This is a genomic window from Pseudomonas sp. ASL3, assembly GCF_056680425.1.
In genome coordinates, this window is record NZ_CM155281.1 from 1,869,586 (window position 1) to 1,887,422 (window position 17,837).

The window sequence follows — 17,837 nt, forward strand, 5'->3', positions numbered from 1 at the left end:
ACGCGCACCGCGCTGATCAGGAGAACAACATGAGCATTGCAACAGTAGAAAAGGGCGCCGCCGCGCCGGGTGACAATCTGGTTTGCGACGTCAGCCTGCCCGCGCTGGTGATCCACCGTCAGGCGCTGGAACACAACATTCGCTGGATGCAGACCTTCGTCAACAACAGCGGTGCTGAGCTGGCGCCCCATGGCAAGACCAGCATGGTGCCGGCATTGTTTAGCCGTCAGCTCGAAGAAGGCGCCTGGGGCATCACCCTGGCGACGGCGGTGCAGACTCACGCCGCTTACGCCCATGGCGTGCACCGGGTATTGATGGCCAATCAGTTGGTCGGTACGCCGAACATGGCGTTGATCGCCGATCTGCTGGCCGATTCGATGTTCGATTTTCACTGCATGGTCGATCACCCGGACAACGTGGCGGCCCTGGGCGAGTTTTTCGGCGGACGTGGTTTGCGCCTGAATGTGATGATCGAGTACGGCGTGCAGGGCGGTCGTTGTGGCTGTCGCACCGAGCAGGAAGTGCTGGCCCTGGCCGATGCCATCGCCGCCCAGCCGGCACTGGCCTTGACCGGCATTGAAGGCTACGAAGGCGTGATCCATGGCGATCAGGCCGTGGCTGATATCAAAGCGTTCGCCGCCTCGCTGGTGCGCCTGGCCGTTGAACTGCAGGACAAAGGCGCGTTTGCTCTGGATCGGCCGATCGTCACGGCGTCCGGTTCGGCCTGGTACGACCTGATCGCCGAAGCCTTCGATGCCCAGGCCGTGCGTGAGCGCTTCCTCAGCATTTTGCGCCCGGGCAGTTACGTGGTGCATGACCACGGTATCTATAAAGATGCGCAATGTTGCGTGCTGGATCGCCGCGCCGAACTGACCGAGGGCCTGCGCCCCGCGCTGGAAGTCTTTGCCCACGTGCAGTCGCTGCCAGAGCCGGGTTTTGCCGTGATCGCCATGGGCAAGCGCGATGTGGCGTTCGATGCCGGACTGCCCAATCCTCTTCTGCGTTACCGCGCCGGTGTACTGCCGGCGAAGGGCGATGACGTCAGCGCCTGCACGGTCACCGCGGTGATGGATCAGCACGCGTTCATGACCATCGCTCCCGGTTGCGAGCTGAAGATTGGTGACATCATTTCCTTCGGCACCTCCCATCCCTGCCTGACCTTCGACAAGTGGCGTTCGGGTTGTCTGGTGGATGAAAGCCTGCAGGTTATTGAAAGCCTGAGTACCTGTTTCTAGGCCGAGGAGCCAGAAGCCTGATGAGCGAATTGATCAGTCACAATCATCCCCGTGTCGCCCTGATCGGCGAATGCATGATCGAGCTGCAACAGCATGCCAACGGCAGTCTGCAGCAGAGTTTTGGCGGCGACACCCTGAACACCGCGGTGTACATGGCGCGCATGCTCGGTGACGCGGCGCAGGTGGATTACGTTACGGCGCTGGGCGACGACAGTTTCAGCGATGCCATGTGCAAGGTCTGGGCGGATGAGCGGATCGGCCTGAGCAGGGTCCAGCGCTTGCCGGGCCGGCTGCCGGGTCTGTACTGCATTCAGACCGATGCCAATGGCGAACGACGCTTTCTGTACTGGCGCAATGAAGCGGCGGTGCGTGATTGCTTCACCACGCCGGCGGCCGAACCGATTCTGGCGGCACTGCCCGAGTACGATGTGCTGTATTTCAGCGGCATCACCCTGGCGGTGCTGGGCGAGCAGGGTCGTACGCGTTTGTTGTCGGTGCTGGTCGAGGCCCGCGCACGCGGCGCCAGGGTCGCCTTCGACAACAATTATCGTCCGCGGCTCTGGGCCAGCGTCGATCAGGCCCGCGAGGCGTATTGGGCGTGTTTGCCGCATGTCGATCTGGCGCTGTTGACCGAGGATGACGAGGAGGCACTGTTCGGCTACGCCGATGCCGAGCAGGTGCTGGCGACGTATCGGCAGATGGGCATCAGCGAAGTGGTGGTCAAACGTGGTGCGGACAGTTGCCTGATCGAGTCGCAGGGCGAACGCTTCGAGGTTCCGGCCCATGCGGTACAGCGTGTGGTCGATACCACGGCGGCCGGAGACTCATTCAGCGCTGCCTACCTGGCTCAACGCCTCAAAGGCGCGAGCCCGGTGGAAGCGGCTGAAGCCGGGCACCGGCTGGCGAGTCTGGTGATTCAGCATCCCGGGGCGTTGATTCCCAGGAGTGTGATGCCGGTATTTCAGTAACATCGCGTCAATTTCTTCGCAGGCAAGCCTGCTCCCACAGGTGATCGCGCACCTCTGTGGGAGCAGGCTTGCCTGCGAAAAGGCCATATCAGGCGCCGCACATCTCAATCCCGATAAAACACCTGCACCAAGTGATAGCCAAATTTGCTTTTAACCGGCCCATGCACCACGCGCAGCGGTTTTTTGAAGATCACTTGATCGATGGCGCCGACCATTTGCCCGGGGCGAACCTCACCCAGATCGCCGCCGCGCTTGCCGGAGGGGCAGGTTGAATATTTCTTGGCCAACACATCGAACGCCTCGCCCTTGGCGATACGCTGTTTGAGTTGTTCGGCCTCTTCGGCGGTTTTCACCAGAATATGGCGGGCGAGTGCTTTCATGTTGCGGGGCAGTCCTGGAAAAATCGGTGGCTATTATGCCTGTCCTTGGCGCTGATTGATCATTTCCTCAGACTTGTTCGGCGGAAGGTCAATATCGAATTGCGCCTGAAGTCTTATCAATCCAATCTATAGCAGCTTTAGTCGGACACCCCGGTGGCCTCTATTGCCGGCAAGTTGTCATTTACCCTATTTCGTGCGGATGCTGCTCATGGATTTCCCAGCGCTGTTGAAAACTCTGGCCAGCCAGGACGGATCGGACCTTTACTTGTCGACCGGAGCACCGCCTTGCGCCAAGTTCAACGGCGTGCTCAAGCCGCTGAGCAGTGAAGCCTTGAAGCCCGGAGACATAGCGGCGGTCGCCGACGGCATCATGGATGCCGAGCAAAAGCTGGAATTCGAGCGCGAGCTGGAAATGAATCTGGCGGTGTCGCTCTCGGGCATCGGACGTTTCCGGATCAACATTTTCAAGCAGCGCAACGAAGTGTCCATCGTGGCGCGCAACATCAAACTGGAGATTCCGCGTTTCGAAGACCTGAAATTGCCGCCGATACTGCTCGATGTGGTGATGGAAAAGCGCGGTCTGGTGCTGTTCGTCGGTGCCACGGGTTCGGGTAAATCGACATCGCTGGCGGCCTTGATCGACTACCGGAATCGCCACAGCAGTGGCCATATCATCACCATCGAAGACCCGGTGGAATATATCCATCGGCACAAAAAATCGATCATCAACCAGCGTGAAGTGGGCGTGGACACCCGCAGCTTTCACGCCGCCTTGAAGAACACCTTGCGTCAGGCGCCGGACGTGATCCTGATCGGTGAAATCCGTGATCGCGAAACCATGGAACACGCGCTGGCCTTTGCCGACACCGGCCACCTGGCCATTTCGACCCTGCACGCCAACAACGCCAACCAGGCGCTGGACCGGATCATCAACTTCTTCCCAGAAGAGCGCCGTGCGCAGTTGCTGCACGATCTGGGTAACAACCTCAAAGCCTTCGTCTCACAGCGGCTGGTCAAAACTCTGGACGGCAAACGACGGGCCGCCGTCGAAGTCATGCTGGGCACGCCGACCATTCGCGACTTCATTCAGCGCAATGAGCTGGGCGAACTCAAGGGCGTCATGGAGAAGTCCGTCAACCTCGGCATGCAAACCTTCGACAGCGCACTCTACGACCTGGTGGTGGAGGGCGCCATCAGCGAGGAGGAAGCGCTGAAGAATGCCGACTCCATGAACAACGTGCGCCTGCGCCTCAAACTGCACCACGAAGGCGGGGTGACGGCACAGATGTCCTCAGCCCCGGCAGCGCCCGAGCCCGCCAGAGAAATCGATGTGGCGAACTGGGGGCTGGTGGATGAACGGGAAGAAGGCGGCCCGGGCCAACGTTGATCGACGTCAGCTATTCAACTCTTCTCGATTCCGAAACTGCTCCAGCGCTTCTGGATTGGCCAGGGCATCGGTGTTTTTTACCGGTTGCCCGTGGACCACGTTGCGCACTGCCAGCTCGACGACCTTGCCGCTGATGGTGCGAGGGATGTCCGTCACCGCGACGATTTTGGCCGGGACATGGCGTGGGGTGGTGTTCGCCCGGATCACCTGGCGGATCTGCTGCTCCAACGCTGCTGTCAGTTTCAGCCCTTCGTGCAAGCGCACAAACAGCACCACGCGCACATCGTCATCCCAGCGCTGGCCAATGGCGACGCTTTCCATCACCTCGCCGATTTTCTCCACCTGCCGGTAGATCTCTGCGGTGCCGATACGCACGCCGCCGGGGTTGAGCACTGCGTCCGAGCGCCCATGAATGATCAGGCTGCCGCGTGCCGTTTCTTCGGCGTAATCGCCATGAGCCCAGACGCCGGGGAATTGCGAGAAATAGGTCGCGAGCAGTTTTTCTTGCTGCGGATCGTTCCAGAAGCCGATGGGTATCGCCGGGAAGTGTCGGGTGCAGACCAGTTCGCCTTTCTCGCCGATCACCGGATGACCTTGGTCATCCCAGACCTCCACCGCCATGCCCAGGCTCTTGCATTGCATTTCGCCCCGACGCACGGGCAACACCGGGTTGCCGATGGCGAAACAAGATACGATGTCGGTGCCGCCGGAAATCGATGACAGGCACAGCTCGCTTTTGATCTCGCGGTACACGTAATCGTAACTGTTTGCCGCTAACGGCGAGCCAGTGGATAGCAGGGTTTTGAGTCGCGTCAGGCGATGACTCACGCGTGGCTGGATCGAGTGCTTTTCCAGTTCCGCGAGGTATTTGGCGCTGGTACCAAAAATGCTGATGTTTTCCGCGTCGATCAAGTCCATCAGCCGTTGCGGGCTGGGGTAAAACGGTGAGCCGTCGTAGAGCACGACCGTCGCGCCCAGCGCCAGGCCCGAGACCAGCCAGTTCCACATCATCCAGCCGCAGGTGGTGTAGTAGAACAGGCAGTCGTCACGTCCCAGGTCAGCATGCAGGCCATGTTCTTTGACGTGCTGCAACAGCACGCCGCCGGTGCTGTGGATGATGCATTTAGGCACCCCGGTCGTTCCGCTGGAATAGAGGATGTACAGCGGATGGGCAAAGGGCACCGCGACGAAGTCCGGTTCGCCGCCAGCGCTGTAGAAGTCGTCCCACAACGCGACGTTGGCCGGACTTTGGAAATCTTCCGCGCGGGCCTGAGGTCGTGCAAAGGGTACGATGATCAGCTGTTGCAAAGTGGGGAGCCGTTCAAGGATTTCGTTGACCTTGGCGGTCTGGTCAATGAGCTTGCCCGCATAACGGTAGCCGGCGCAGGTAAGCAGCACTTTCGGTTCGATCTGGCCGAAACGATCGATCACGCCTTGGGTGCCGAAGTCGGGTGACGAACAGGACCAGATCGCTCCCAGGCTGGTGGTGGCGAGCATGGCGACCAGTGTTTGCCAGGTATTGGGCATACAGGCGGCGACGCGATCGCCCAGGCCGACACCCGCATCACGCAGGCTTTGTTGCAAACCGGCGACATGCCCGGCCAGTTCGGCGTAGGTCAATTGCATCCGCTGGCCGTCTTCACTGACAGAGATCACGGCCGGGTAGTCATCCCGACGGCGCAACAGGTGTTCGGCGAAGTTCAGGGTTGCGCCCGGGAACCACTGGGCGCTGGGCATCTGTGGGCCTTCAACGAGTACGGCGCTGGGTGGCTCACGGAATTCGATGTCGAAGACATCGACAATCGCCTGCCAAAAGCTTTCGCGCTGGTCGATGCTCCACTGGTGCAGCGCCGGGTAATCGCTCAACTGCAGGCCGTGGCGCTGGTTGACGAAGCGCCGGAAGGCGTCCATGCGTGTTGCAGCGATTCGCTGTGCGCTCGGGGTCCAAAGTGCGTCGGTCATGCTTCGCTCCGTTTATTGCGCCAACCAGCCGCCATCGATATTCCACGCCGCGCCGCGTACCTGGCTGCCGGCTTCACTGCACAGGAACAGCACCAACTCGCCCAGTTGCGGCGGGGTGACGAACTCCAGTGAGGGCTGTTTCTCGGCCAGCAGATCATGCTTGGCCTTTTCCAGGTTGCCATCCGCGGCGCCGCGGGCGTCGATCTGTTGCTGCACCAGTGGAGTCAGCACCCAGCCGGGGCAGATGGCGTTGCAGGTGATGTTGCTGGCGGCAGTTTCGAGCCCGACCACTTTGGTCAAACCGATCACCCCATGCTTGGCGGCAACATAGGCTGCTTTGCCGGTAGAACCGACCAAACCATGCACCGAGGCGATGTTGACGATGCGCCCCCAGCCCTTGACACGCATGCCCGGCAGGCACAGGCGCGTGCTGTGGAATACCGACGACAGGTTGATCGCGATGATCGAATCCCAACGCTCCACGGGGAACGCTTCGACCGGCGCCACATACTGAATGCCGGCGTTATTGACCAGGATATCGATGCCGCCGAACTCACGCTCGGCGTAGGCGACCATGTCGGCGATCTGTGCCGGATCGCTGACATCCGCCGGGTGGTGGCCGACTTTTCCGCCGTCCTTGCCGGCAACAGCAGCCACCTCGGCCAGCACGCCCGTGGCATCGCCAAAGCCGTTGAGAATCAAGTTGGCGCCAGCCTTGGCCAGGCTCAGGGCAATGCCCAGGCCAATGCCGCTGGTGGAGCCGGTAACCAGTGCGGTTTTACCTTGCAGACTCATGTCCAATTCCTCAAACGATGCCGGTGGCGTAGAAGGTGCCGATCACCACGAAGACCGCCAGTGTTTTGATAATCGTGATGCTGAATATATCCCTGTAAGCCTCGCGGTGGGTCAACCCGGTGACCGCCAGCAGGGTAATCACCGCGCCGTTGTGCGGCAGGGTGTCCATGCCACCGCTGGCCATGGCGGCCACGCGGTGCAGCACTTCCAGCGGGATATTGGCGGCGTGGGCGGCGGCGATGAAGCTATCGGACATGGCCGCCAGCGCGATGCTCATGCCACCCGATGCCGAGCCGGTGATACCTGCGAGCAGGGTCACGGTGATGGCCTCATTGGCCAACGGATTGGGAATGCTTTTCAGCCAATCGGCGAGCACCAGGAACCCCGGCAGGGACGCGATCACCGCGCCAAAGCCATATTCCGACGCCGTGTTCATCGAGGCGAGCAATGCACCGCCGACGGCGCTTCTACTGCCCTCGGCCAGCTTGCCGCGAATGGCGCCAAAGCCGAACACCAACACCGTCACAATGCCGACCAGCAACGCGGCTTCCACCGCCCAGATGGCTGTCAGCTTGGCGATTTCGGTTTGTACCGGCGTTGCCATACCCGGCAGGCTGAGGGTGTGGGTCTTGCCGTACCACTGTGGAATCCAGTGGGTAAACAGCAGGTTCATGATGCCCACCAGCAACAGCGGCGACAGCGCGACCCATGCGTTGGGTAGCTTGATGTTCTCGGCGGTCTCCGGCTCGTTGCGCAAATCGCTGCCGTAGCCTTCGCCAGCGTGCTGGGCCTTGTTGCGCTGGCGTTGCAGATAAAGCATGCCTGCACAGAACACGAACAGCGCACCGACCAACCCTAGCCACGGTGCAGCCCATGCAGTGGTGTTGAAGAAGGTGGTGGGGATGATGTTCTGGATCTGCGGCGTGCCTGGCAACGCGTCCATGGTGAACGAAAACGCGCCAAGGGCGATGGTCGCAGGGATCAGCCGCTTGGGAATATCACTCTGGCGGAACATCTCGGCCGCAAACGGATACACCGCAAACACCACCACAAACAGCGAAACGCCGCCGTAGGTGAGCAGGGCGCAGACCAGGACGATCACCAGCATGGCCTGTCGCGTACCGAGTAAACGAATGGCCGCGGCGACGATGGCCCGGGAGAAACCGGACAGCTCGATCACCTTGCCGAACACGGCGCCGAGCAGGAAGACCGGAAAGTAGAGTTTGACGAAGCCGACCATTTTTTCCATGAACACCCCGCTAAACGCAGGGGCGACGGCCGAAGGGTCGGTCAGCAACACCGCGCCGAGGGCGGCAATGGGGGCGAACAGGATAACGCTATAACCACGGTATGCAGCGACCATCAGCAGCACGAGGGCGGCCAAGGCGATAATTACACTCATTGAGTGTCTCCTGATTGTTATTGTTTTTTTCTGCGGCTGAACCGCGCACTGGGTATAGCGAGTTTCGTGCCATGGCGCTAAGTATATGAATTTATTGGTTTTTCATTTTAGCTGAAAATAAAAACGGCCTTTTTGTCTCTTAAAAGAGACATCGCGGGCAAGCGCGCTCCTACAGAAAATTAGCGCATAACCTGTAGGAGCGGGCTTGCCCGCGATGAGGCCGGGCAATTCAATGCAACTCTACAAACAGAGACGAAAGTCTCTCTAGTGAGACTCCACTATCCCCAGCGCGGCCATTTTTTTGTACAGCGTAGAGCGTCCCAGTCCAAGCCGCTTGGCCGCTTCAATGACATTTCCCTTACAGTGCGCCAGGGTCGATTCAATCAACTGCCGATCAAAGCGCTCACGGGCAGCACTGAACGTTTCGAATTCAGCAGGCGCTGCTTGAGGTATCGCGGGGTTGCTCACTGGAACGAGCGTGCCGATGGCTGCGCGAATCTCTCGAGCATCGAGCACCAGGTCGTCGCTCAGTAACGCGGCGCGCTCCAATACATTGCGCAGTTCGCGGATGTTACCCGGCCAGGTATGTTGGCTGAGCAGGGCGAGGGCGTCGTGATCCAGTTCGTGCTGGCTACGCAATTCCTCAAGGATTGCGTCGCTGAGGGCCGGCAGATCGTCCAGGCGATCACGCAAAGGCGGTACCTGGATCGGCAGTACGCTCAGGCGGTAATACAGATCGGCGCGAAACTCGCCGCGCTTGATCGCTGCTTCAAGGTCGGTCGAGGTCGCTGCGATCAGTCGCACATCACTTTGGATCACTTCATTGGAGCCGACCGGTTCGTATTCCTTTTCTTGCAGCACCCTCAGCAGCTTGCTTTGCAGCGCTAACGGCATGTCGCCGATTTCATCGAGAAACAGCGTGCCTCCCTGAGCGATCTTCAGCTTGCCGGGTCGACCTCTGCGATCGGCGCCGGTAAATGCGCCAGGCGCGGTGCCGAAGAACTCGGCTTCCAGCAGGGTTTCCGGGATCGCCGCGCTGTTGATGCTGACGAACGCCTTATGTGCCCGTGGCGAGGCGCTGTGGATGGCATGGGCCAGTAACTCCTTGCCGGTACCGGTTTCGCCCAACAATAACACCGGCGAATCGGTACTCGCGCTGCGTCTTGCCCGGCGTTTGACTTCCAGGCTTGCGACGCTGGTGCCGATAAAGTGCGCGAAGCTGTATTTGGCTTGTCGCGCCCGTAGCAAGGAACGAGTGGAAGCAAGCTCTTCCTGCATGCTCAGGTAGCGCTTGAGCAAGGGCGACAGGGCGTGCAGTTCATCGAACAGGGCAAAACCAATGGCGCCGATCACGGCACCGGCGTCGTCATTGATAGGCAAGCGCATCACCACCAACGGGTCTTTGGCGGTGTCCATCATGTCCAGCAGAATCGGCCGTCCGTTGCTCACCACCTCACGCAACAGGCTGCCGGGGATCACGCTTTCGCAGGGCTGACCCACGGCAACGCTGGCATCTTGCAGCCCAAAACGCCGCGCATAACGCTCATTGATCCAGACAATGCGCGCCTCTTTGTCGACGATCACTGTGCCTTCGCTGGACTGCTCGATGATCTCGAACAACGAACGGATCGCCAGGCGACGTACATGCTGGTAATCCTTGAGGCTGTCGCTGTCATTCATTGCGTTCCGACCTCATGTCGAAAGTGTTGATTCAGGCATAGCGCGTCAAGCTATTCGCAGGCAAGCCTGCTCCCACAGGGTACTCAGTCTACTGTGCAGGCTGTGTGAAAACCTGACGATCATGTTTCAAACCAACGCCCCGACTTGTCGGGGCGTTGGTTTTTGGCCTTTGATCCCGAAATCATCGCTGTTCGTTTTCACGTCGCCGGGACAAAGCGTTTTGAGCGCTCCATGGCCAGTCCTGGGACGTTTGTCAGGCGCAAAAAAAGGCTGCTTAGCCCATCTTCGCCATCATTTCACGCGCACCCAGCACATTGATCGCCCTTTTAAAGTTATAGGCAAGCACCGCCAGCGACATCTCTATTCGCGCGCCTTTCAGTTGGCGTAGCAAGAACCGTCCATTGCCCATGATCCATTGCTTGAGGTTGCCGAAGGGGTGTTCAACGATGGACCTTCGTTCAACCATCTTCTCCGGATGCGCCTGCATGCGCTGCTCCATTCGCTCAAAAGCGGCCTCATGCGCATGCCGCGTTACTTTCCGGCGGGAGGTCTTGGTGCACTGACTTTTCAGCGGGCAGTGGGCGCAGTCACTGGGCAGTGCGTGGTAAATACGCGTGCCGCGATTCAGTTGCGTCAGCGTCAGTAGCTTGCCATTCGGGCACCGGTACTGATCGTCCAGGGCCTCATACGTAAACTGGGTGCGGTCAAAGAATTTTACGTCCCCGCCCCGCGTGTTGATCGTTCGATTCAGCGGCACATACGCCGTGATACCCGCGTCTTCACAGGCCTGGAATTGTTTGCCGTGGGAATATCCGGCATCGGCCACTACCGTCAGCTCTGACTGTTGCAGTACTTCTTTAGCCGCTTTGGCCATGGGTTCAAGCTGTTTGCGGTCATCGCCGTCCTGAGTCACTTCGTGGTGCAGGATCAAGCCGTTCTCGGCATCCACCGCCGTCTGCACGTTGTACGCCACGGCCATGCCTTGCGGCGCCCGCATCATCCGCGCCTCGCTTTCGGTGCTGATGAACTGCTCGACTTCCAGCGCCTTCATCACCTGCTGACGGGTCAGGTTGTTGTCTCGTTTGTTGCTCAGACGGGCCAAAGCGGCTTTGACTTTCTGCTTATCCACAGGCTGATCGGCGTCGTCTTTGTCCGCCCGATCAAGCTCCGCCAGGTACTGGGTAATCTTCTTGTTCAGTATTTCCTCATCGCGCTTAAGGTGCTTGAGGCTCATATGACGGCGCTTGGAGGCCACGGCTTTGAATTTGCTGCCGTCGATAGCAACCAGCTTGCCGGCGATTAGCCCCACTTCACGGCAAAAAAGAATGAAGAGTCGGCAGATGGCGGCGAATGCGGCACCGTTGTCTCTGCGGAAATCGGCGATGGTTTTGAAGTCAGGTGCGAGCTGATTGAGCAGCCACATGACTTCGATGTTGCGCAGGCATTCGGCTTCGAGGCGGCGTGACGAACGGATGCTGAGGAAATAGCCGTAGAGATAAAGTTTGAGCAGGTCTGCCGGATCATAGGGCGGGCGCCCGTTGCCCTTGAGGACAGCCTTGTCGAATCCCAGCTCCCGCAGATTGAGCTGGGTGACATAGGCATCAATGACTCTGACCAAGTGGTCTACCGGAATGGATTCTTCCAGCGACACCGGAAAAAGACTGCTCTGATCGCGCGCTATGCCTTGGATGTATGCCACAAAAATGCCCCCAATCTTCCGATGAAGGCATTTTCTTAGACCGTTGCAAGAATTGCCAGGTTTTCACACAGTCTGTGTGGGAGCAGGCTTGCCTGCGAATAGCGGTTTATCAGGCAAACCCCGGATGTGCGGCTGCCAGCAGCTCCTTGGTATAGGGATGCTGCGGCGAATCGAATACATCATGGCTGGCGCCACGTTCCACCACCTTGCCGTCCTTGACCACGATCAGGTCGTGGGCAAGGGCTTTGACCACCGTCAGGTCGTGGCTGATGAACAGGTAAGTCAGCCCGTGGTTTTCCTGAAGCTGGCGCAGCAGGGCAACCACTTGTTTCTGCACGGTACGATCAAGCGCCGAGGTCGGTTCGTCGAGCAAGATCAGGGCGGGCTTGAGCACCAGGGCGCGAGCGATGGCAATGCGCTGGCGTTGGCCACCGGAGAACTCATGGGGGTAGCGATGACGGCTATGCGGGTCGAGGCCGACTTCTTCGAGTACACGAATCACTTCGGCTTCGCATTCCTTTGGTGTGAGTTCGCTGTGAACTTCAAGGCCTTCGCTGATGATCTGTTCAACCGACATGCGTGGGCTCAGGCTGCCATATGGGTCCTGGAAAACCACCTGCATCTGCTTGCGCCACGGTCGCATCTGCTTCTGATTCAAACCGTCCAGCGGCTGGCCCTGAAAACGGATGCTGCCGCGTGATTCCACCAATCGCAGGATCGCCTGACCCAGGGTGGATTTGCCCGAGCCGGACTCACCGACGATGCCCAGCGTCTTGCCACGCTCGATGCTCAGGCTGATGTCGTCGACCGCCTTGAGGTATTCCCGGTGCTGACGAAAAATTCCGCCGCCCATGGAAAACCACACGCGCAGGTTATCGACTTGCAGCACCTTCTCGCGGCTGTCGCGTGGCAGCGGCTCACCGGCAGGTTCGGCGTCCAGCAACAGGCGGCTGTACGGGTGCTGTGGATGTTTGAACAGCAACTGGCAGTTGGACTGTTCGACGATTTCACCGGCGCGCATGACACAAACGCGCTGTGCGATGCTGTGCACCAGATTGAGGTCATGGCTGATCAGCAGCAGCGACATGTTCAGGCGTTGTTGCAGGTCCTTGAGCAGCAGCAGAATCTTGCGTTGTACCGTGACGTCGAGGGCGGTGGTCGGTTCGTCGGCAATCAACAATTCGGGCTCGCAGGCCAGCGCCATGGCAATCATCACCCGCTGCCGTTGGCCACCGGATAACTGATGTGGGTAGGCCTTGAGGCGTTTTTGTGGATGCTGGATACCCACCAGTTCCAGCAGTTCGATAATCCGCCGCTGGGCCGCCTTGCCGCTCAAGCCCCTGTGCACCAGCAAGGTCTCGCCGATCTGCTTGGACAGTGTGTGCAACGGGTTCAGCGAGGTCATTGGCTCCTGAAAGATCATGGCGATGCGGTTGCCGCGAATGTCGCGCAGGGTGCTGGCATCGGCACCGAGTAATTGCTGGCCGCGATAACGAATACTGCCCGAGGTCTGGGTGCCGGCTTTGGGCAGCAATTGCAGGATCGAGTGGGCCGTCACCGATTTTCCCGAGCCCGACTCGCCCACCAGCGCCAGGCACTCACCGACAGGGATATCCAGGCTCAGGTTGCTGACCACCGTCTGTCCATTGAAGGCGACAGTCAGGCCGCGAATTTCAATCAGGTTGTCGGACATTTCAAGACCTCGGGTCGAAGGCATCGCGCAGCGCTTCGCCAATAAAAACCAGGAGTGACAGAATCAGCGCCAGGGTGAAGAACGCCGTCAGGCCGAGCCACGGCGCTTGCAGGTTTTGCTTGCCCTGACCAATCAGTTCACCCAATGAGGCACTGCCCGCCGGCATGCCGAAACCGAGAAAGTCCAGCGCGGTGAGGGTCGAGATCGCCCCGGTCAGAATGAACGGCAGGTAGCTCAAGGTCGCATTCATGGCGTTGGGCAGGATATGCCGCAGGATCACCTTGCTGTCATTGAGGCCCAGCGCTCGGGCGGCCTTGACGTATTCCAGGTTGCGCCCGCGCAGAAACTCGGCACGCACCACATCCACCAGCGCCAGCCAGGAGAACAATGCCATGATCCCCAGCAACCACCAGAAATTAGGCTCGACGAAGCCCGACAGAATGATCAGCAGATAAAGCACCGGCAGCCCGGACCAGACTTCCAACAAGCGCTGGCCGATCAAGTCGACCCAGCCACCGTAATAGCCTTGCAGGGCACCGGCCGCGATACCGATCAGCGCGCTGATAAAGGTCAGGGCCAACGCAAACAGGATCGACACTCGCGCCCCGAAAATCACCCGCGCCAGCACATCGCGCGCCTGATCGTCCGTGCCCAGCCAATTGATCGTGGTCGGTGGGCTGGGCGCTGGTCGGTTGAGGTCGTAATTGGGCGTGTCATCGCTGAACGGAATGGGCGGGAACAGCATCCAGCCACCGTTCTGGGTGATCAATTTATGCACATAATCGCTGCGGTAATCGGGCTGGAACGGCAGCTGACCGCCGAACTCCTGCTCGGTGTAGCGCTTGAACACCGGGAAATACAACGAATGCTGGTAACTGAGGACCAGCGGTTTGTCGTTGGCGACCAACTCGCCGCCCAGGCTCAGCAGGAACAGCGCGAAGAACAACCACAGCGACCACCAGCCTCGGCGATTATCACGAAAGCGTTCGAAGCGGCGGCGGCCCAATGGGGAAAGTCTGAACATCAGGCGTTCCTCGCGCTGAAATCGATTCGGGGGTCGACCAGCGTGTAGCAGAGATCGCCGACCAGCTTTATCAGCAGGCCGAACAGGGTAAAGATGAACAGTGAACCGAATACCACCGGATAGTCCCGCGAGACGGCCGCTTCATAGCTCATGCGGCCCAGACCATCGAGGGAGAAGATCACCTCGATCAATAGCGAGCCGGTGAAGAACACGCCGATGAACGCTTGAGGAATACCCGCCACCACCAGCAGCATCGCGTTGCGAAAGACGTGGCCATACAGCACGCGCTTTTCGCTCAAACCCTTGGCCCGTGCCGTGACCACATACTGGCGGGTCACTTCGTTGAGAAATGAGTTTTTGGTCAGGATGGTCAGCGTGGCGAAACCACCGATCACCAATGAGGCAACCGGCAGCACCAGATGCCAGAAGTAATCGGCGATTTTGCCCACCGTCGAGAGTTGTTGAAAGTTTTCCGAGACCAGGCCGCGCACCGGGAACCAGTTCAATGAAGTCCCACCGGCGAACACCACCACCAACAACATGGCGAACAGAAAGGCCGGCATGGCATAGCCGATGATGATCGCGGTGCTGCTCCAGATATCGAAATGGCTGCCATGCTTGACGGCCTTGCGGATGCCCAGCGGGATTGAGATCAGGTAGGTGATCAGCGTCGCCCACAGCCCGAGAGAAATCGATACGGGCATCTTTTGCAGAATCAGGTCGGTCACCTTGGCCCCGCGAAAGAAACTGTTGCCGAAATCCAGCCTGGCGTAGTTCTTGAGCATCAGCCACAGGCGCTCATGCAAGGGTTTGTCGAAGCCGTACTGATGTTCGATTTCCTTGATCAGTTTGGGATCAAGGCCGCGGCTGGCGCGCGAGGCGTTGCTGCCGCCGACAGACTCAGCCGGCGCGCCGCCGATGGCGTTGCTTTTGGCACCGCCGATGCCTTGCAGTCGGGCAATGGCTTGCTCCACCGGGCCGCCTGGCGCGGCCTGGACGATGAAAAAGTTGACCAGCAGGATGAAGAACAGCGTGGGGACAATCAGCAGCAACCTTCGCAGTAGATAACCGAGCATTCAATGCACCTCTGCGGGGTTGGCCGAAGCACCGCGTTTGGCCGCGAACTGCTCGTTGGTCAGCGGGGTCGGGCTGATTTCCCACCAGGTTTCAATAGCCTCGCCGTTGCTCGCCTGCACCGCCGGGATGCCGAAACGATTCCACCAGACCGTGGACGAGCCGGGCGGATAATAATTCGGAATCCAGTAGTAGCCCCATTGCAGCACGCGATCCAGCGCGTGAGCGTAATTGATCATGGTGGATTTGTTCTCGGCCTTGACCAGCCCGGTGATCAGGCTATCGATCGCGGGGTCCTGCAACACCATGTAGTTATTCGAGCCCGGATCTTTGGCGCCTTTGGAGCCGAAGCAGTTATAGAGGTCCAGTCCCGGTGAGGACGATACCGGGTAACCGGTGACGATCATGTCGTAATCCCGGGCCATGACCCGATTGAGGTACTGCGCAGCGTCGATGCGGCGAATGTCCAGGGTGATGCCGATCTGCGCCAGATTACGTTTGTACGGCAGCAGCAGTCGCTCGAAGCCGGCCTGGCCATTCAGGAAGGTGAAACTCAGGGATTCGCCCGCGGCGTTGACCAGCTTGTCCCCGTTGGGCATCCAACCGGCTTCTTCCAGCAGGCCGAGGGCCTGTAGCTGCTTGTCGCGGATGAAGCCAGTGCCATCGGTTTTCGGCGTCTGGAATACCGTGGTGAATACTTCGTCGGGGACGTGTCCGCGCAGCGGCTCGAGAATCTTCAATTCTTCGGCGTTGGGGGGGTGGTCGGCAGCCAGTGGTCCGTTGGTGAAGTAGCTGCTCTGACGCACGTACACGTTGTGCATCATTTGTCGGTTGCTCCACTCGAAATCCCAGAGCATGGCCAGTGCTTCGCGTACGCGCCTGTCTTGAAACATGGGCCGTTGCAGGTTGAAAACAAACCCTTGTGAACTCTGTAACGCGCCGCTGGCCAGATGCGCCTTTTGCAAGCGACCATCGCTCAGGGCCGGACTGTCATACCCGATGGAGTAACTGGTCGCCGAATACTCTCGGTTGTAATCGTAAGCACCACCGCGCAGTACCTGGCGGGCGACGTCGGTATCGCCGAAGTATTCGACGCTGAATTGATCGAAGTTATAAAGGCCGCGACTGACCGGCAGATCCTTGCCCCACCAATCCGGGTCGCGCTCGAAGGTGATGCTGCGTCCGGCATCGACCTTACTCACTTTATACGGGCCGCTGCCCAAGGGGATCTCAAAGCCACCACCATTGGCGAAGTCGCGGGTTTTCCACCAGTGTTCGGGGAAAACCGGCAGCGAGGCCAAGTCCAGCGGCAAGGTGCGATTTTCGTTGTTTTTGAAATCGAAGCGAATCTGTGTCGGCGACTCGACTTCGACGTTCTTCACATCTTCGAACTGGGTGCGGTATTGCAGGCTGCCTTGAGTCATCAACAGGTCGTAGGTGTAGCGCACATCTTCAGCCGTGATCGGTGTGCCATCGGCAAAACGCGCTTGGGGGTTGAGGAAGAAACGCAGAGACAAGCCGTCGTTGCTGCGCTCCATTTGCTGCGCGACCAGGCCGTAAACGGTGTACGGCTCGTCCAGCGAGCGCACCGCGAGGGGTGAATAAAGCAGACCGCTGAGTTGCGCGACGCCCGTGCCCTTGTCGATATAGGGTAATAAATGGTCGAACTGACCGATTTCCTGCGCCGAACGACGCATGCCGCCGCCTTTGGGAGCGTCGGGGTTGACGTAGTCGAAATGGGTGAACGTGGCGGGATACTTGGGCGACTCGCCGTAGACGGTCAGGGCGTGTTGTGGGGCGGCGGCCAAGGATTGAAAGCCTGACATCAAGGCCAGCGTTGCGAAAAACAGTGATGAAAAAACAAAACGCATTGCTCGAATCCTGACTGACGTCCGCAAGCGAATATCAGGGCTAAAGGTAAAAAAAAGACGGTGAAGAAACCTGCTGGATCATAGGCCGCTTTGTGTCGGAATGCTGAGTGTGGGTAGCAGCGGGGTAACGATGTCACCGACACATGAAGTTGCACAATCGGTTTTTTGCCCAGAGGCATGAATGGCTTGAATGACACCGGCTACGGGGCGTTGCAGAGTGGGAGGATCCGCCGCGTCTTCGACGCTGCCTCGGTCCCTGTAGGAGCTGCCGAAGGCTGCGAAAAGGTCGGTACGACCTTCAGCGGTCTCAAGAAAGCGACCGGTTCCCGGTCGATCGCAGCCTTCGGCAGCTCCTACAGGGGGGGGCAGCGTTTGGCTGAAAATCTCATAAATTTTATGCTTTATTTTTCAACGATTTATAGGTTGTTTGATGGGAGGCCTCGCCGCGTCTTCGACGCCGCGCTGTCGCGCAGCAAACTGGGGCACGTCGTAGAATCGAAGCGCGCGCGGGGACCAAGACCGTAGCCATCACTGGTGTGTACGCACCCGCATGGGAGAGTGGTCCGCACGGTATCGGCGTGGAGTCGTTGTCGGCACAGCAAGCTGTGACCACGTATGAGAGAGTGAATCCATTCGCCACCGTGCTCCCCGCGCGCCCCTCAATCCT

Annotated in this window: 13 protein-coding genes; 3 read left to right on the top strand and 10 right to left on the bottom strand. The window is 59.4% G+C overall.

Annotation, left to right across the window (positions count from 1 at the left end; genetic code table 11):
- Window positions 1-29: 29 nt before the first annotated feature.
- Window positions 30-1,235: an amino acid deaminase gene (locus AC1MEE_RS08510; protein WP_480414893.1), complete on the top strand. Its 1,206-nt coding sequence runs from the start codon at window positions 30-32 to the stop codon at window positions 1,233-1,235.
- A gap of 20 nt (window positions 1,236-1,255) precedes the next feature.
- On the top strand, window positions 1,256-2,203 hold the full coding sequence (gene kdgK / locus AC1MEE_RS08515) for a 2-dehydro-3-deoxygluconokinase (RefSeq protein WP_480414894.1): 948 nt from the start codon (window positions 1,256-1,258) through the stop codon (window positions 2,201-2,203).
- A 104-nt stretch (window positions 2,204-2,307) separates the two neighbouring features.
- Here kdgK and AC1MEE_RS08520 read toward each other — a convergent pair whose 3' ends face one another.
- Entirely contained in the window at window positions 2,308-2,583 is a 276-nt protein-coding gene (locus AC1MEE_RS08520; protein ID WP_480414895.1) for a peptidylprolyl isomerase, read from the bottom strand.
- A 208-nt stretch (window positions 2,584-2,791) separates the two neighbouring features.
- Here AC1MEE_RS08520 and AC1MEE_RS08525 point away from each other — a divergent pair, with 208 nt between their 5' ends.
- Window positions 2,792-3,970, top strand: coding sequence for a PilT/PilU family type 4a pilus ATPase (locus tag AC1MEE_RS08525; RefSeq protein WP_480414896.1), 1,179 nt, complete (start codon window positions 2,792-2,794; stop codon window positions 3,968-3,970).
- A 6-nt stretch (window positions 3,971-3,976) separates the two neighbouring features.
- On the opposite strand, the gene AC1MEE_RS08530 is transcribed toward AC1MEE_RS08525, so the two are convergent.
- The 9 genes from AC1MEE_RS08530 to AC1MEE_RS08570 all read right to left on the bottom strand — a co-directional run bounded on the left by AC1MEE_RS08530 (window position 3,977) and on the right by AC1MEE_RS08570 (window position 17,170).
- Entirely contained in the window at window positions 3,977-5,932 is a 1,956-nt protein-coding gene (locus tag AC1MEE_RS08530) for an acetoacetate--CoA ligase (RefSeq protein WP_480414897.1), read from the bottom strand.
- A 12-nt stretch (window positions 5,933-5,944) separates the two neighbouring features.
- Window positions 5,945-6,727, bottom strand: a complete 783-nt coding sequence (locus tag AC1MEE_RS08535; RefSeq protein WP_480414898.1) for a 3-hydroxybutyrate dehydrogenase — start codon at window positions 6,725-6,727, stop codon at window positions 5,945-5,947.
- Window positions 6,728-6,737: 10 nt separating this feature from the next.
- Window positions 6,738-8,129: a GntP family permease gene (locus tag AC1MEE_RS08540; RefSeq protein WP_480414899.1), complete on the bottom strand. Its 1,392-nt coding sequence runs from the start codon at window positions 8,127-8,129 to the stop codon at window positions 6,738-6,740.
- 264 nt (window positions 8,130-8,393) lie between these two features.
- Window positions 8,394-9,809, bottom strand: coding sequence for a sigma-54 interaction domain-containing protein (locus AC1MEE_RS08545; protein WP_480414900.1), 1,416 nt, complete (start codon window positions 9,807-9,809; stop codon window positions 8,394-8,396).
- A 274-nt stretch (window positions 9,810-10,083) separates the two neighbouring features.
- Window positions 10,084-11,508: an IS1182 family transposase gene (locus AC1MEE_RS08550; protein ID WP_480410535.1), complete on the bottom strand. Its 1,425-nt coding sequence runs from the start codon at window positions 11,506-11,508 to the stop codon at window positions 10,084-10,086.
- A gap of 109 nt (window positions 11,509-11,617) precedes the next feature.
- Complete coding sequence (locus tag AC1MEE_RS08555) at window positions 11,618-13,201, bottom strand: ABC transporter ATP-binding protein (protein ID WP_480414901.1); 1,584 nt, start codon at window positions 13,199-13,201, stop codon at window positions 11,618-11,620.
- Between the two features lies 1 nt (window position 13,202).
- Window positions 13,203-14,225, bottom strand: coding sequence for an ABC transporter permease (locus AC1MEE_RS08560; protein WP_480414902.1), 1,023 nt, complete (start codon window positions 14,223-14,225; stop codon window positions 13,203-13,205).
- Complete coding sequence (locus tag AC1MEE_RS08565; protein ID WP_480414904.1) at window positions 14,225-15,301, bottom strand: microcin C ABC transporter permease YejB; 1,077 nt, start codon at window positions 15,299-15,301, stop codon at window positions 14,225-14,227. Before AC1MEE_RS08565 ends, AC1MEE_RS08560 begins: the two co-directional genes overlap by 1 nt.
- Window positions 15,302-17,170 carry an extracellular solute-binding protein gene (locus tag AC1MEE_RS08570; RefSeq protein WP_480414905.1) on the bottom strand — a complete coding sequence of 623 codons (1,869 nt, stop codon included), beginning with the start codon at window positions 17,168-17,170 and terminating at the stop codon, window positions 15,302-15,304. It lies immediately after the preceding gene.
- Window positions 17,171-17,837 lie beyond the last annotated feature (667 nt).

Coding starts and splice junctions, on each gene's coding strand:
- AC1MEE_RS08565 (WP_480414904.1), bottom strand. CDS start 15,301: ATGCTCGGTTATCTACTGCGAAGGTTGCTGCTGATTGTCCCCACGCTG.
- AC1MEE_RS08510 (WP_480414893.1), top strand. CDS start 30: ATGAGCATTGCAACAGTAGAAAAGGGCGCCGCCGCGCCGGGTGACAAT.
- AC1MEE_RS08525 (WP_480414896.1), top strand. CDS start 2,792: ATGGATTTCCCAGCGCTGTTGAAAACTCTGGCCAGCCAGGACGGATCG.
- kdgK (WP_480414894.1), top strand. CDS start 1,256: ATGAGCGAATTGATCAGTCACAATCATCCCCGTGTCGCCCTGATCGGC.
- AC1MEE_RS08540 (WP_480414899.1), bottom strand. CDS start 8,129: ATGAGTGTAATTATCGCCTTGGCCGCCCTCGTGCTGCTGATGGTCGCT.
- AC1MEE_RS08545 (WP_480414900.1), bottom strand. CDS start 9,809: ATGAATGACAGCGACAGCCTCAAGGATTACCAGCATGTACGTCGCCTG.
- AC1MEE_RS08535 (WP_480414898.1), bottom strand. CDS start 6,727: ATGAGTCTGCAAGGTAAAACCGCACTGGTTACCGGCTCCACCAGCGGC.
- AC1MEE_RS08520 (WP_480414895.1), bottom strand. CDS start 2,583: ATGAAAGCACTCGCCCGCCATATTCTGGTGAAAACCGCCGAAGAGGCC.
- AC1MEE_RS08570 (WP_480414905.1), bottom strand. CDS start 17,170: ATGCGTTTTGTTTTTTCATCACTGTTTTTCGCAACGCTGGCCTTGATG.
- AC1MEE_RS08560 (WP_480414902.1), bottom strand. CDS start 14,225: ATGTTCAGACTTTCCCCATTGGGCCGCCGCCGCTTCGAACGCTTTCGT.
- AC1MEE_RS08555 (WP_480414901.1), bottom strand. CDS start 13,201: ATGTCCGACAACCTGATTGAAATTCGCGGCCTGACTGTCGCCTTCAAT.
- AC1MEE_RS08530 (WP_480414897.1), bottom strand. CDS start 5,932: ATGACCGACGCACTTTGGACCCCGAGCGCACAGCGAATCGCTGCAACA.